Below are 14,802 nucleotides of genomic sequence, written 5' to 3'. Positions count from 1 at the left end.
GTGGCGCTATTCACACGAAAAAACCAAAATTATTGGCTGGTTTGATTGACAAACTGGGGAAGCGTTGGCGGTGTCTATGACAACAGGTCGTATCCTGAATATTCCTAATATATTGACCCTAGCGCGTATTGCGCTGATTCCTGTATTTTTGTTGGTGGTGTATTGGCCAACCAGTGCAGGTGTAGATGGTCATGACGGTAGCATGACGCGCCATGTTATACTCACCGCGATTTTTGTGATTGCTGCGGTCACCGATTGGTTTGATGGCTATTTGGCGCGTACTTTAAATCAAACCTCGGCCTTTGGGCGTTTTTTAGACCCTGTGGCAGACAAACTTATGGTCGCTGCGGCATTAATTGTCTTGGTGCAATGGCAACCGACCATTTCTATGGCCTTTGCTGCGATTGTGATTATTTCACGCGAAATTACCGTATCGGCTTTGCGTGAGTGGATGGCAGAACTCGGCGCACGTACCAATGTGGCAGTGTCTAAAGTGGGTAAATACAAAACGGCATTTCAGATGATTGCAATTTCGGTATTTTTGCTTAATTGGCCACCGCTTGAAACCTTAGCGTATTTATTGTTGTATACCGCAGTGATTTTAACCCTGTGGTCGATGTTTATTTACCTAAAAGCGGCATGGCCGTACTTAAAACAGCCTTAAAATAAAAGCTCCTCCTTGAGGGGCTTTTTTTTAGCTTTGGTAAACTAGCTATGGGTTTCTTCATCACCATCATCTTCAAAGGTTTTGGCGATTTTTTCAATATTTAAGCTCTTGGCCATGGCATCAAAAATTTCTTTATACACCCCATCTTGATGATAGAGCGCGTCATGTTCGCCGTGTTCGGCAATCATGCCGTCTTTCATGACGTAGGTATAATCAGCATCAATAATTTGCGACAAACTATGAGAGATAATAATCACGGTACGCCCTTGTTTAATTTCATCTAAACTTTGCTTAATTTGTTCGGTGGCAATGGCATCTAAACTGGCTGTTGGTTCATCTAAGAAAATAATCGGTGGATTTTTCAAGAACATACGCGCAATCGCAATGCGTTGTTGCTGCCCACCTGAGAGCATTAAGGCATCGCTATGATAACCCTCGGGCAGTTGTAAAATTTGCTCGTGAACCGAGGCTTTTTGCGCGGCCAAATACACTTCTTCATCTAGTGCATTGGTTTTGCCATAGCGAATATTGTCCAAAATAGAACCTTGGAAAATATGATTTTTTTGTAATACGAGACCAATTTGATCACGTAAATATTGGGTGTCAATGTCATTAATATCCACGCCATCGAGTTGAATAGCGCCATTTTGCGGTAAATAAAATTTATCTAACAGGCTAATTAATGTTGATTTTCCTGCACCCGATAAGCCCACTAAAGCGGTAATTTTATTGGGCTGAATCGTCATTGAAATATCTTTTAAAGCATGATGCCCATTGGGATAAAAGAAATTGACATTGTTGAGTTGGAACTTACCACGAATCATAGGTTTAAGCGTACCACTTGCTTCAATTTCATCATCGGCTTCTAAAATTTTGAAGAAGCTTTCGGAGTAAATCATCGCGTCATTGACTTCATCATAAATACGATGCAAAGAGCGAATGGGCGCCGAGACATTATTAAACAACAACACATGGTACATGATCATCCCAATGCTCATTTGTCCATCGAGCACAAAATACGCCGTTAAGATGATAATCAGCACAATGCCAATTTGTTCAATAAAAGTTTTTAAACCATCAAAAATAAAACTGGTTTGTCGGGTATGCATCTGATTTTCAGTCAATTCACGCTGCAAACTCAGTTGCTTGGTGGCTTCAATACTTTCGCGGTTAAATGATTTAATCACGGTAATGGAGTTAATAATACTTAAAATGCCTTGGCTTTTTTTCTCACGCCCATCGCGTAAATTACGCCGCCAACCACCTAGTTTTTGTGCCTGTTTATAGGTCAGCCAAAAATAAATAGGCACAATCGCGGTTGCCACCAAGCCAACATACACATTGGCATAATACATTAAACCCAATGCCACAATTGCACTGGTAAATAGCGGTAAAATATCAATAAAAAAGATTTGCACTAAACGCGTTAAAGAGCCAATACCCCGATCAATTCGGGTTTGTAGTTTGCCGGCTTGGTTATGATCTTGATTAAAAAAGGCCAAACGGTAGGTCAAAAACTTTTCAATAATGCCTTGTGCTAAATCTTGTGACACTAAAATTTTAAGTTTTTCACCATAAAACTTTTGCCCAAATTGTACCAAAGCACTGATAATTTCTTTACTGAGTAAAATCACCGAAATAGTGATTAAAATATGCCAACCGGCATCTAAACCTAAGCCTTGTTTGAGTAGAGCATCAATTTGGTCCACTGCATATTGTAAGGTCAGTGCGTTGACTTGCGCGGTAAAGGCACCCACAAAAGTTAAGGCGAGTGTTGCCATCACCAATAATTTATACGGCTGTACAAAAGGACGCAGTTTATGGAATAGCTGCCATAAGTTCATAAAGACAAACTTTTATTCTTGTAAAGTCTTTTGAGTGTAGCGAGATTTTGCAGGTAAACTTGTTGAAAGTTTGTCAAAAACCAAGCCCATGTTGCATGGGCTTATGATTCAGATTGAGACTTTTTGAGATTCAAGTGCTAAAAAATTCTGTTCAATTAATGCAGCATTTTCTTGCAAAATTTCAATCACTTTTTGCAAGTTAACAAATTCAAAGCGATTTTTAGAGCCCAATAAGGTTAAAGCCAAAGGTGGTTCTTTGCTTGAAAATTTTACCGGTACAGACAGCCCTGCAATATTGGCATCAAGCTCGCCATTGGAAAAATAGTAGCCTTGTTTCTTAATTTTTTTCATTAAGCTTAAAAATTCATCTTCGCTTTGGGCAAAATTCACCTCAGCCAATTGAGTTGCAAAGCGTTGGTAATAATCTAAAATTTGTTGTTTAGGTAAATGTGAAAGCATTACTTTAGGTGATGAACCTAAAAATACAGGACGTGGGCAACCTCGACCATACGAATATAAACTCATGTTTTTAAAAACTTCATCATGAATATCGATACATGAATCATGGTTTAAGTGGGTCAGTAAACAAGAAAATTCAGTGCGCTCTACCATCTCTTTCATAAAAGGAATACTCACCTGCACCAAAGGGTCGGTGGTACGCGAAATATAATCGAGTACGGCAATCTTTGAACCTAAGGTGTAATCGCCTGAGGTGCCACTTAAACGGAGTAATAATTCTGCCGAAACCAATTCTTTTAAGTAACGATAACTGGTCGGTTTAGATAAGCCTAGTTCGGTACTGATCACATCCACATTAATCACAGGACGTTGGATCGAAAATAGATCTAAGACAGTTAAAATCTTACCAAAACTAGAAAGCGCCATAATCACCTGGGTTTATAAACATGAGCAACCTATCAACAGCCGGTTACTTTACATGAAAAATAGCCACAGCAGGCAGTGCTTTAGCAATCTGCTGTAATTGAGCTTAAGCTTAAATGAGAGAGCATCTGTCTTTAACTGAATATGTTAAACATAAATTAAAATCAGATTCTTAACATAAGAGATTTAAAATTAAAAATTGGCACAAGCTGTGAAAAAACACACACAATAGGCGTTTGCTGATTAAAGCAGCAATAAAAAAAGCACCCTAAGGTGCTGATTTGATATTTAAGGATTTACGCCTTGTGGATCACGATACCAACTTTCAATAAATAAGGCCGCTGCCATGCTGTCGGCAGAGATATTTTTACCACGGCCGGTGGCTTGATAGTGCTCTAATTCATCGCGTGCTTCACGTGTGGTTAGGCGCTCATCGACCATTAAGGTTTCAATATTGGTTTGATGACGTAACCGACGGGCAAATTTACGTGCTCGTGCCGAAAGTTCAGATTCGCTATCGTCCATATTTAAGGGTAAACCCACCAAAAATAAGTTAGGTTGATACTGTTTCACAATTTTAAGTAGATTGTCCCAATTGGGAATCCCATCGCGCATCGGAAATAAGGCAAGGGGATTGCTACTTTCAATCAAGGACTGACCCACGGCCATGCCCATTTTTTGTGTACCAAAGTCAAAAGCCATAATCATATGGGGCTGATTTAAATCAGGCATGTCCAATCTCAGAAGATAGCCAAGTGCGGTCAAGGCCCATTTTTTTATAGGCAGCGTCCCAACGCTCGGCATAAGGTAAGTTAAAAATTAAATCCATGTCGGAGTCACATACCAACCATTCGCCACGGCTTAGTTCTTGCTCAAGCTGATGTTTATCCCAACTGGCATAACCTAAGGCAATTTGGTAGCTTCCCACACCTTGGTTATGGGCAATGGCATCTAAAATATCTTTAGAGGTGGTGATACACACGTTTTCTCCCACTGCTACCGAAGAATGCCATGTGGGCTGACCAGTATGTAATACAAAGCCTGCTTCAGGGCGCAATGGGCCGCCTTGTAACACCTCATGTGGGTGAACATGGTCGGCGGTAATATCAAGGTCATGGAGTAACTCTTTGACCTGAATACCTGCTGGGCGATTAATAATAATGCCTTGTGCGCCCTCTGCGTCATGCCGTGCCAGATAAATGACTGTATGTGCAAAAAAGTCATCCGCCAAATCCGGTGGGGCAATCAGGCAACGGTGGGTCAAATATTGTTTATTTGGCAATGCGGCAACTCTCCTTTTTTGCGTGGTGCTTTGTATTCAAGTTACTCGACTTAGTACAATAAACCAATGACTTTTTGTATTACAGCACTTGGAATTTTAACTGACGCAGTTGTTTGGCATGTTGCAAGGTGGTGTCGTTAATTTCAATGCCACCAGTCATACGTGCTAATTCTAAAATACGTGCCTGTTCATCAAGCTCAAAAATGGTACTACTTGCCGGATCAGTTTGCTGTTTTTGTACCAACAAATGTTGATCTGATTGTGCAGCCACTTGTGCTTGATGGGTAATACATAAAATTTGCACATGCTTGGCTAAATCCGCTAGTAACCTTCCCACAATTTCGGCTGTACCACCGCTAATTCCAACATCAATTTCATCAAACACTAAAATTTCAGCATCGGTCTTTTCTGCATTCATGACTTGCATGACCAAGGCAATACGTGACAATTCACCACCAGAGGCAATTTTAGCAAGCGGTTGCGCCGGCATTCCTTTATTGGCGGTAAATAAAAGTTGTATTAGGCTTAAACCTTCGGCATTTGCTTGTTCTAGGGCTTCAAATTTAAACTCAAAACGTGCTTCTGGCAGTGCCAAAGGTTTGACGTTTTCGGTGAGTTTTTGCGCTAAAGGTACAGCAGCCTCACGGCGCAATTCATCAAGTACTTGCGCCTGTTGCATAAAGCTTTGTTCGGCTGCTACAACTTGTTCGGCTAAAGTTTCAGGGTCTTCAAGTTGTTGTAATTGTTCTAACTCATGTTGCCATGTTTGGTAATCTTGCTTTAAATCTTCAGGTAAAGTGCGATATTTACGTGCTAAACGATGAAAACTTTCTAGCAAAGTGTTTAATTCTTGCATGCGTTCAGGGTCAAAACTCTGCCGATCTACAAATTGACGTAGGCTCGACGTGGCATCGTCCATTTCGCTTTGAGCATTGAGCAATGAGTTATAAATCTGCCCCAATTGTTCACTACGTCCGGCATGATCTTCTAAACGACGAATGATACTGCCCAATTCTTGATTTAAATTTTGTTCGGCATCATCTAAAGCAGTTAAGGCATAACCGCAATCTTGCATAATACTTTCATGATGACTTAGACGATCAAATTCTTGTTCAATCTCGGCATAATCAAGTTGTGTTAGTTCTTCAAGTTCTTCAAGTTGCAACTCTAAGGTGGCAATACGCTGCAAACGTGTGGCTTGGGCATCGAGCGCGGCTTGATGCTGACGAATGGTTTTTTGCCATGTTTGGTAGGCTTCACGTACCTGCTGAGCCGGTGTTTGCAACTCGCTATAGCGGTCAAGCCAATGTTTTGGATAAGGTTGTTCAAGTAATTGTTGTTGGCTATGTTGGCTATACAATTGCACCAACAAGCGCCCAAGTTCTTTTAGCTCGGTTAAACTGCTTGGACGACCATTGATCCATGCTTTAGAGCGACCTGTGGCAAAAATCACCCGACGTAAATGAATCTCACCTGAATCATCGGCAAGCTCTTGTTGGGTGAGCCAACGTGCTTCAGGGCTATCTTCTTGATAACTAAAAACTGCGGTGACATCGGCTTTATCACAGCCAAAACGTACATAGTTGGTATCGGTACGCTCACCTAAACAGGCCGACAATGCATCAAGCAGCAAGGATTTGCCCGCACCTGTTTCGCCAGTTAAGACATTAAAACCACTGTTGACATCAAGGGCAAGGCGTTCAGCTAAAGCAAAATTGATCAGAGTTAAATGTGTCAGCATACACCCATCCAGGCTGCAAAAAATGAGATAGAAATCTTCAGCTTTGTTATGTCATCACTCAAGTTTTTTTCTAAGATGACGTAAAACTTCATAATTCTATATTAAATTAAATGCGAAAATACAATTTAAGTTGTTTAAGTGTAGTTGATTGCCAGCATTCGTTTGCTCAATGTGTATAAATACCTGCGAAGTCTTTTGGCAGTGAAACGCTGCATTGGGGCAACAGATGAATTGATTAGTTGCAAGCGCAGAATTACACTAAGCTCACTGTAATATTAGAACATACTATCTTTGGAGAAAAAGCATGTCAGCTCAGTTTGACCATGTATCAGTTGTAAAAAAATCAAATGTTTACTTTGGCGGCTTATGCATTAGCCACGTGGTACAATTTGCCGATGGAACAAAAAAAACGCTAGGTGTAATTTTACCGACTTCTCAAGCATTAACCTTTGAAACACATGCGCCAGAGCGTATGGAAATTATTTCAGGTGAATGCCGTGTACAAATTGCCGAGAGTACTGAAGGCGAATTGTTCCGCGCGGGTCAATCTTTTTATGTACCAGGCAATAGCTATTTTAAAATTGAAACTGACGAAGTGCTCGATTACGTGTGCCACTTTGAAGGCTAATCAAGCAATTTTAGAGTGAATCAGTTAAACTGTATTCATTAAAATCCTGTGAGGTGTACTTTGCAGGATTTTTTGTTTTTGCATTATCACCGTTAAATTTTGAGGTCGTTCATGGCTAAATTAGAATATTTTTATGGCGTTCACTCAGTGGAGTCATTGTTAGAGCTTGAGCCTGAACGGGTATTGAATCTATTTACCTTAAAAGGTCGTGATGATCAGCGCTTAAAAAACATTTTGGCACTGGCTGAACCATTTGGAATTAGCGTGCAACAAGCCAGCCGCGATAAATTGGAAAAAATGGCGGGTCAACCTTTCCATCAAGGTGTGGTGGCAGCGGTGCGTCCGCATCCGACTTTAAATGAACAAGATTTAGATGCATTGCTAAAAAACAATCCAAAGGCATTGTTGTTGGCATTGGATCAAGTAACTGACCCACATAACTTGGGCGCGTGTATTCGTACTGCTGCGGCAATGGGTGCTGAAGCGGTCATTGTACCGCGTGATCGTTCAGCAAGTTTGACCCCAACAGCGCGTAAAATTGCCGCAGGTGGTGCTGAAAAAGTCAAATTCATTCAAGTGACCAATTTAGCACGTAGCTTATCGGTCATTAAAGATGAGTTTAATGTACGTGTAGTCGGGACAATGCTTGATGAGAAAGCTATGCCGATTCACGAATTTGATTTTACCGGTACAGGTATTTGTGTGGTGATGGGTGCAGAAGACACAGGTTTACGTCCAATCACACAAAGCCAATGTGACCAAACCGTGTATATTCCAATGAATGGTAATTTGCAAAGTTTAAACGTGAGTGTAGCAACCGGCATGGCACTGTATGAGGCATGCCGTCAACGTAACGGACAATAAGTATGTCTCCCAGATACCAAGGTTATTTATTTGTTCTGATTACCATGTGTATCTGGGGCGGATTTACCCTCACAGCCCGCCTCAGTGCCAATTGGCACATCAGTGCTTTTGATATTACTGCACTGCGTTTTGCTTTGGCATTTTTCATTTTAATGCCCATCTTAATCTATAAAAAAGACACCGCTTTTTTATGGAGCCCCAAAGCATTTAGCCTTGCTATGATTGGCGGTTTAGGTTATTGCTTGGTGTGTTATAGCGCCTTTCATTATGTGCCAGCCGCGCATGCCGCTATTTTTTTAAATGGTTTTATCCCGCTGTGTACAGCACTTATGGCATGGCTTTTGTATAAAGCACCATTTGATAAAAGTACTTGGGCAAGTGTGCTGATTATGCTGCTTGCAATTGGCAGTATGAGTTACTTGATGTACCAAGAAACAGGGATTGCCTTTGGCTTTGGCGATTTTCTATTTTTTATCAGTGCATTGTTGTGGGGCACATTTAGTGTCTTGATCCGACAATGGAAATTGTCAGCATGGCATTCTATGGCCAGTGTTGCGATTTGGTCTGCTATCGTTTACTTACCAATTTATCTTTTATTTTTACCTAAAAATTTAAGCGAACCTGAACCGATGCATTTGCTGCTGCAAAGTATCTTCCATGGGATATTTGTGGTGATTATTGCAACGCTGACTTATGTAGAAGCGATTAAGCGTTTGGGGGCATTTAAAGCTGGAAGTATTGTCACTTTAGCGCCATTTATGGCAGCAATTTTAGCAGTGCCTTTACTTAATGAACCTTTAAGTATGGCAATTATTTGTGGTTTGTTGGGTATGGCGATTGGTGCATTACAGCCTTGGCGTTGGATTGGACGTAAAGATCCATTACAAGCCAAATTGGCACAAAAAAAGCAGTCTTAAGACTGCTTTTTTTTAGTGTTCACTTAAGGCTAAGTAGTTTAAATGCAAAGGTCTAAGTTGAGCATATAAATGTTCAAGCTCACCATCATTAAGCACAATATCATCAGCGCGTTGTTGCTTTTGCTCACGCGGCATTTGGGCTGCAATAATATTTTGAATCTGCTCAAGGCTTTGTTCATCACGCATTGATGCACGTTGAATTTGTAACTCGACACTTGCATCAATCAGTAAGGTACGCGAGGTCAATTCATGTTGCTGACTTTCAAACAGTAATGGCGACACTAACATCACATAAGGACTGCTTGCATGTTCAAGTTGCTCAACAATAGCAGCACGAATAGTAGGGTGGGTAATTTGGTTTAGGGTGTTACGTGCTTCATCATTGGCAAAAACGTATTCACGTAAAGCACGACGATTGAGTTCACCATTTTCTAGTAACACCCAATCACCAAAGCTTGCTACCAATTGTTGCAATACGGGTGAACCAACTTGAACCACTTCGCGCGCCACAACATCGGCATCTACCACGCCAATGCCTTGTTGCTCAAACCATGCACTTGCAGCCGACTTACCACTGCCAATGCCCCCTGTAAGTCCAACAATCAAGCGCATATTTAATCCTTTATCCTAAGTAAATTTTCATGATTTTATCGCCCCATAAAAAGGCAATCCAACCAGCAATGGCAATATAAGGACCAAAGGCAAATGCCTGATTTTCCTTACGTACTTTAAGTAAAATAATCCCAATAATTGCACCTACAACCGATGACAGCAGGACAACTAATGGCAGCATTAAAGGACCCATCCACGCGCCTAAAGCGGCGAGTAATTTAAAGTCACCATAGCCCATGCCTTCTTTACCTGTGACCACTTTAAATAAGTAATACACAATCCATAAGCATAAGAAACCAATCACATAACCCCAAATCGCCATGGTTGGGGTGGTATACACGGCATAACTATTGACGATTAAACCCAATGCTGCCAAAGGTAGGGTATAGCGGTCAGGCAACAGTTGTGTGTCAAAATCAATAAAGGTTAGTGCAATTAAAATATAAGTCAGCACCAAACCAAAGAGCATCTGGAGGGTGGGTCCAAGTACAGCCACCACCACTAAAGCACACGCTGCGGTGAGCAGTTCAATCAAAGGGTAGCGTATGCTAATCGGGTTTTGGCAGGTTCCGCATTTGCCACGTAACACAAGCCAACTTACAACAGGAATATTTTGATACCAACGAATGCGAGTGTGACATTTAGGACAGGTTGAAGCAGGTTGACTTAAGGTCAGCTTAGTTTCATCAATGATGGGCTGTTCAGGATGCAACAGCATTTGGCATTCATTGTGCCATTCTTGTTGCATCATTTTTGGGGTGCGATAAACCACCACATTTAAAAAACTGCCAATACATAAACTAAAAAGCCCAACCACAATATATAGCGCGGTTGGGTTATTACTTAAAAAATATAGAATGTCTTGCATTACACCACAGAACCCATTTGGAAGATCGGTAAGTACATTGCGACCACTAAACCACCGACTAACACACCTAAAATGGCCATAATCAGAGGCTCCATCATTGATGTTAAACCATCAACGGCATTATCGACTTCATTTTCATAGTGCGTGGCGACTTTATCGAGCATGGCATCTAAAGAACCTGACTCTTCACCAATGGAAACCATTTGAATTGCCATAGAAGGGAAAAGGTTGGTGGCACGCATAGAAAATTGCAGTTGCTGGCCTGTGGCGACATCGTCACGAATTTTCATTACCGCTTCTTCATATACCACATTGTTAGTGGCACCGGCAGTCGACTCTAGTGCATCAATAAGTGGAACACCGGCTGCAAAAGTAGTCGCGAGTGTACGGCTATAACGGGCAATAATTGCTTTGTACACCAAGTCACCAAAGATGGGTAGTTTAAGTGCAGTTTTATCAAGCAAGTTGCGGAATTTTTGGCTACGTTTTTTGGCTTCTAAAATCGCAGCAACAATGATAGCAACAGCAATAATTAAAATAAACCAATAGCTTTGCATCCAATTCGACATATTCACTACCATTTGGGTAAATGCCGGTAAGTCGGCACCAAATGAGCTAAATAAGTCTTGGAATACAGGTACCACTTTCACCATCAAAATAATGGTCACAATCACAGCAACAAACACTACTGTGGCTGGATATTTCATGGCCTTTTTAATTTTTTGTTTTAATAGCTCACTTTTTTCTTTATACACCGCCACGCGATCAAGCATGGTTTCTAAAGCACCCGATTGCTCACCTGATTCAACCAAAGAGCAAAATAATTTATCAAAATGTTGTGGATATTTACGTAAGGCACCAGCAAAGGTATTACCCCCTTCAACTTCGCCTTTAATACCCAAAACCACTTCACGCATAGCAGGGTTGTCTAAACCTTCAGCCACAATTTCAAAGCTTTGTACCAAGGGCACGCCGGCTTTCATCATGGTGGCCAATTGTCGGGTAAAAATGGTGATATCTAAGGTAGAGACACGTTTTTTGGTGAGCGCTTCAAGAATATTCTTTTTCTTTTCACGAATGGTTTTAATGGTCACCCCTTGCTTGCGTAGTGTGACTTTAGCTAAAGCCATATTACGCGCAGGAATTTCCCCTTTAATTTTAACCCCTTTACGATCAACACCATCGTAGATGAAAGTCGGCATCATCTGTGCTTTTTTGACAGCCATGCAAGTTATCCTTATTTTAAATACTTTGTCTATTCACTCGTTACGCGGTTAACTTCTTGTAAAGAGGTCACCCCTTGCATCACTTTTAGTAAACCTGAACGACGCAGGTTACTAAACCCCAATTGTTGTGAAAGCTTGGAGATTTCTAACGCATTGGCATCTTCCATAATCAGCTTGGAAATTTCAGGCGTGACTTTCATCACTTCATAAATCCCCACGCGACCTTTATAACCTTCACGGCAATCACCACAACCAATCGGTTGATAGATTTGAAACTCTTGTTGTAAATCTTCTTCGGTAAAGCCTAATTCAAGTAAGCTATTTTTTGGAATTTCAATCGGCGCTTTACATTGCTTACATAAACGACGTGCTAAACGCTGTGCAATCACCAAGTTAACTGATGTTGCAATATTAAAAGAGGGTACACCCATATTGCGTAAACGGGTCAGTGTTTCAGGTGCACTGTTGGTATGTAGAGTTGACATCACCATGTGACCCGTTTGTGCCGCTTTAATGGCGATCTCAGCTGTTTCTAAATCTCGAATCTCACCGACCATCACAATATCTGGATCTTGACGTAAGAATGAGCGCAGTGCTGCTGCGAAGGTTAAGCCAACTTTAGGATTGACGTTAACCTGATTAATACCTTCTAAGTTAATCTCAACAGGATCTTCGGCAGTTGAAATATTGGTGTCTTCACGGTTTAAAATATTTAAGCCGGTATATAAAGATACAGTTTTACCCGAACCGGTTGGACCTGTAATTAACAGCATGCCTTGCGGTTTAGCCAATGCATCCATAAATAAAGCTTTTTGATCAGCTTCATAGCCTAAAGCGTCAATACCCAACATAGCGCTTGATGGATCTAAAATACGTAAAACTAGTTTTTCACCAAACAGGGTAGGTAAGCAGTTAACACGAAAATCAATGGCTTTGGTTTTAGAAATTTTAAGTTTAATACGACCATCTTGCGGCACACGTTTTTCAGAAATATCCATTTGTGACATGACTTTTAGACGTGCCGACAAACGTGTCGCCAATTGTAGAGGAGGGGTGGCAACTTGACGTAACACACCATCAATACGGTAGCGCACGCGATAGGTCTTTTCATACGGTTCAAAGTGTAAATCTGATGCCCCTAAACGAATTGCATCAATTAGTAACTTATTAATATATTTAACGATCGGTGCTTCATCTTCTGTACTGGTTTCTTCTTTTTCTGGATTTGGGTCGGAGTCGGGTTGTAAATCTAAATCCAGGTCATCGTCAAAATCAAAATTGGTTTCTTCAGCAAAATGGGTATCAATGGCTTTTTCAATTTTGTCATGTTCAACAATCACCAGCTCAATGTTCTTTTTACTGTTAAAGCGAATAGCATCTAGAGCATCAATATTGGTGGGGTTACTGGTGGCTAAATACAGTAGATGACCACGTTGAAAAATTGGCAGTACCCGATATTTTAAGATAAATTTATCTTCAATCAGATCGCGAACCAAATAAGAGAAGTTATACGTACTTAAATCAAAGAGAGGTTCACCAAATTCTTGGGAGATTTTTTCGGCAATGGTGTACGCCGGTACGCTGAGATGATTGATTAAAAAAGGAACAATGTCTTGTTCATTTTTTTTAGCAGTTAAGATCGCCTGTTGCATCGCTTCAGGTGCAATAATGCCGTCATCGACAAGTCTTCGAATAAAGCCTGTAAATTTAGGTGCCCCGTGTGTAAATGACATGCCCCAATGATCCTCAATTGAAAATGTTTATAATACGTATAACGAAATTATACTTTTGTTGCATGAAAATACTATATCTGAAAATGTTGTCTTTGCCCTAAATATGGAGCAAAAATTGAACTAGTTAAAATTAAACGTCTGCTTTTTAGCTGTTGTATAGCTTTTATAGACGATTCACATCGCAAGGAAACAGATCGTATAAAATAAGTATGCTCTAAATTTTCCAATTGCGTGTAGAATATGTGCGTTTTTATGAATTGTTTTTTATAGGTCATCTATGTCGGCATCGACCATTACCCCTTGGGTTGTAGGCAACTGGAAAATGAATCCAGTGCAGGCACAAGCACAGCAATTACTGAATGAATTTAAACAATTATTGCAAAATAGTCCAATTGCACAAGAAAAATGTCATTTAGGCATTGCACCCACCATGTTGGCTTTGAGTACTGTACAAGCACAAATGGCTGATGCCGCACGTCCTGTTTACACTGTGGCGCAAGATGTATCACGTATTGCAGGGACAGGTGCTTATACTGGTGAAGTGAGTGCTGAATTACTCGCAGATCATGGCGTGGGCTATGTTTTAGTAGGCCACTCAGAGCGCCGTGAAATTTTTGCCGATCAACGTGATCAGCTAAATGCCAAAGTGCAAAATGCCCTCAATGCAGGTTTAACTGTAATTTACTGTGTGGGTGAAAGTTTAGCGCAACGTGAAGCCGGACAAGCTGAAGTTGTCGTTTTGCAACAAATTTGTGATATTGCTGCTGTAGTCACAGGCGATGCGTGGGGCAAGATTGTGATTGCCTATGAGCCAATTTGGGCGATTGGTACAGGTAAAACTGCATCTCCTGAAGATGCTCAAGCCATGCATGCCAAAATTCGTGAAGGCTTAAAGCAATTGACCCCACATGGCGCCAATATGGCCATTTTATACGGTGGTAGTGTAAAAGCTGAAAATGCAGTAGAGTTAGCAGCCTGCCCAGATATTAATGGTGCTTTGGTGGGTGGTGCATCACTAAATGCTGATTCCTTCCATCAAATTGCCTTGGCATTTGCCAATACAAAATAATTAGGAGTACAGCATGCAAACTTTTGTGCTGGTCGTACATATTATCTTAGCCTTGTTAATGATCGTATTAATTTTAGTTCAGCATGGTAAGGGTGCAGATGCAGGTGCCTCGTTTGGTGGTGGCGGTGCAGCGACAGTATTTGGTGCTTCAGGTTCAGGTAATTTTTTAAGTCGTTTAACTGGGATTTTAACTGCGTTATTCTTTATCACCAGTTTAACGTTGGCAATTTTTGCCAAAAATCAATCTAATGACGCCTATAGCCTCAAATCTGTGTCAACAACGCAAAGCGTACCGGCAACATCGCCTGAAACTTCGCCAGTTGAGCCTAAAAGCGCAGAATAAAGCAAAATAGGACTTCCCTTTTACCAAAGAAGCCCTTAGAATGCGACCTGCTGCGGTGGTGGTGGAATTGGTAGACACGCTACCTTGAGGTGGTAGTGCTTTCGGGCGTGGGGGTTCAAGTCCCCC

Annotated in this window: 15 protein-coding genes; 6 read left to right on the top strand and 9 right to left on the bottom strand. The window is 41.1% G+C overall.

Going from position 1 to position 14,802, the window contains the following annotated elements; all coding sequences use genetic code 11:
• The first annotated feature begins 76 nt into the window (after nt 1–76).
• Entirely contained in the window at nt 77–664 is a 588-nt protein-coding gene (pgsA, locus tag Q0017_RS08390; protein ID WP_298145296.1) for a CDP-diacylglycerol--glycerol-3-phosphate 3-phosphatidyltransferase, read from the top strand.
• 44 nt (nt 665–708) lie between these two features.
• Here pgsA and Q0017_RS08385 read toward each other — a convergent pair whose 3' ends face one another.
• The 5 genes from Q0017_RS08385 to recN form a co-directional block, all read right to left on the bottom strand.
• The gene (locus Q0017_RS08385) at nt 709–2,511 is read right to left on the bottom strand and encodes an ABC transporter ATP-binding protein (RefSeq protein WP_298145293.1); all 1,803 of its coding nucleotides are present in this window, start codon (nt 2,509–2,511) and stop codon (nt 709–711) included.
• A gap of 108 nt (nt 2,512–2,619) precedes the next feature.
• Nucleotides 2,620–3,396, bottom strand: a complete 777-nt coding sequence (locus Q0017_RS08380; RefSeq protein ID WP_298145290.1) for an IclR family transcriptional regulator — start codon at nt 3,394–3,396, stop codon at nt 2,620–2,622.
• A 285-nt stretch (nt 3,397–3,681) separates the two neighbouring features.
• On the bottom strand, nt 3,682–4,125 hold the full coding sequence (gene ruvX / locus Q0017_RS08375; RefSeq protein ID WP_298145287.1) for a Holliday junction resolvase RuvX: 444 nt from the start codon (nt 4,123–4,125) through the stop codon (nt 3,682–3,684).
• Nucleotides 4,118–4,675 (bottom strand): YqgE/AlgH family protein, encoded by a 558-nt coding sequence (locus tag Q0017_RS08370; RefSeq protein ID WP_298145283.1) that lies wholly within the window; start codon nt 4,673–4,675, stop codon nt 4,118–4,120. The genes ruvX and Q0017_RS08370 overlap by 8 nt, the downstream gene beginning before the upstream one ends.
• 79 nt (nt 4,676–4,754) lie before the next feature.
• Nucleotides 4,755–6,416 carry a DNA repair protein RecN gene (gene recN / locus Q0017_RS08365; RefSeq protein WP_298145280.1) on the bottom strand — a complete coding sequence of 554 codons (1,662 nt, stop codon included), beginning with the start codon at nt 6,414–6,416 and terminating at the stop codon, nt 4,755–4,757.
• 304 nt (nt 6,417–6,720) lie between these two features.
• Here recN and Q0017_RS08360 point away from each other — a divergent pair, with 304 nt between their 5' ends.
• From Q0017_RS08360 to Q0017_RS08350, 3 genes are all read left to right on the top strand, one after another.
• The gene (locus Q0017_RS08360) at nt 6,721–7,044 is read left to right on the top strand and encodes a pyrimidine/purine nucleoside phosphorylase (protein WP_298145278.1); all 324 of its coding nucleotides are present in this window, start codon (nt 6,721–6,723) and stop codon (nt 7,042–7,044) included.
• A 111-nt stretch (nt 7,045–7,155) separates the two neighbouring features.
• On the top strand, nt 7,156–7,908 hold the full coding sequence (gene rlmB, locus Q0017_RS08355; RefSeq protein WP_298145275.1) for a 23S rRNA (guanosine(2251)-2'-O)-methyltransferase RlmB: 753 nt from the start codon (nt 7,156–7,158) through the stop codon (nt 7,906–7,908).
• 2 nt (nt 7,909–7,910) lie between these two features.
• Nucleotides 7,911–8,825, top strand: coding sequence for a DMT family transporter (locus Q0017_RS08350; RefSeq protein WP_298145272.1), 915 nt, complete (start codon nt 7,911–7,913; stop codon nt 8,823–8,825).
• A 12-nt stretch (nt 8,826–8,837) separates the two neighbouring features.
• Here the strand turns inward: Q0017_RS08350 and coaE are convergent, their stop codons facing one another.
• Genes coaE through pilB form a run of 4 tightly spaced genes read right to left on the bottom strand, consistent with a single transcriptional unit; the run spans nt 8,838 to nt 13,264 of the window.
• Nucleotides 8,838–9,437 carry a dephospho-CoA kinase gene (coaE, locus tag Q0017_RS08345; protein WP_298145269.1) on the bottom strand — a complete coding sequence of 200 codons (600 nt, stop codon included), beginning with the start codon at nt 9,435–9,437 and terminating at the stop codon, nt 8,838–8,840.
• A 10-nt stretch (nt 9,438–9,447) separates the two neighbouring features.
• Nucleotides 9,448–10,305, bottom strand: a complete 858-nt coding sequence (locus Q0017_RS08340) for an A24 family peptidase (RefSeq protein WP_298145267.1) — start codon at nt 10,303–10,305, stop codon at nt 9,448–9,450.
• Nucleotides 10,305–11,531, bottom strand: a complete 1,227-nt coding sequence (locus Q0017_RS08335) for a type II secretion system F family protein (protein ID WP_298145264.1) — start codon at nt 11,529–11,531, stop codon at nt 10,305–10,307. The genes Q0017_RS08340 and Q0017_RS08335 overlap by 1 nt, the downstream gene beginning before the upstream one ends.
• Nucleotides 11,532–11,560: 29 nt before the next feature.
• A complete protein-coding gene (gene pilB / locus Q0017_RS08330; protein ID WP_298145261.1) occupies nt 11,561–13,264 on the bottom strand; it encodes a type IV-A pilus assembly ATPase PilB in 1,704 nt (567 codons plus the stop codon).
• A gap of 277 nt (nt 13,265–13,541) precedes the next feature.
• Between pilB and tpiA the strand changes: the two genes are divergently transcribed.
• Both tpiA and secG read left to right on the top strand, forming a co-directional pair.
• The gene (gene tpiA / locus Q0017_RS08325) at nt 13,542–14,333 is read left to right on the top strand and encodes a triose-phosphate isomerase (RefSeq protein WP_298145255.1); all 792 of its coding nucleotides are present in this window, start codon (nt 13,542–13,544) and stop codon (nt 14,331–14,333) included.
• 13 nt (nt 14,334–14,346) lie between these two features.
• Nucleotides 14,347–14,676 carry a preprotein translocase subunit SecG gene (secG, locus tag Q0017_RS08320; RefSeq protein WP_298145253.1) on the top strand — a complete coding sequence of 110 codons (330 nt, stop codon included), beginning with the start codon at nt 14,347–14,349 and terminating at the stop codon, nt 14,674–14,676.
• Nucleotides 14,677–14,802: the final 126 nt, after the last annotated feature.

The organism is uncultured Acinetobacter sp. (assembly GCF_947624825.1).
In the GTDB taxonomy this organism is placed as follows: Bacteria; Pseudomonadota; Gammaproteobacteria; order Pseudomonadales; family Moraxellaceae; genus Acinetobacter.
This window is presented reverse-complemented; position numbering and strand designations above follow the sequence as displayed.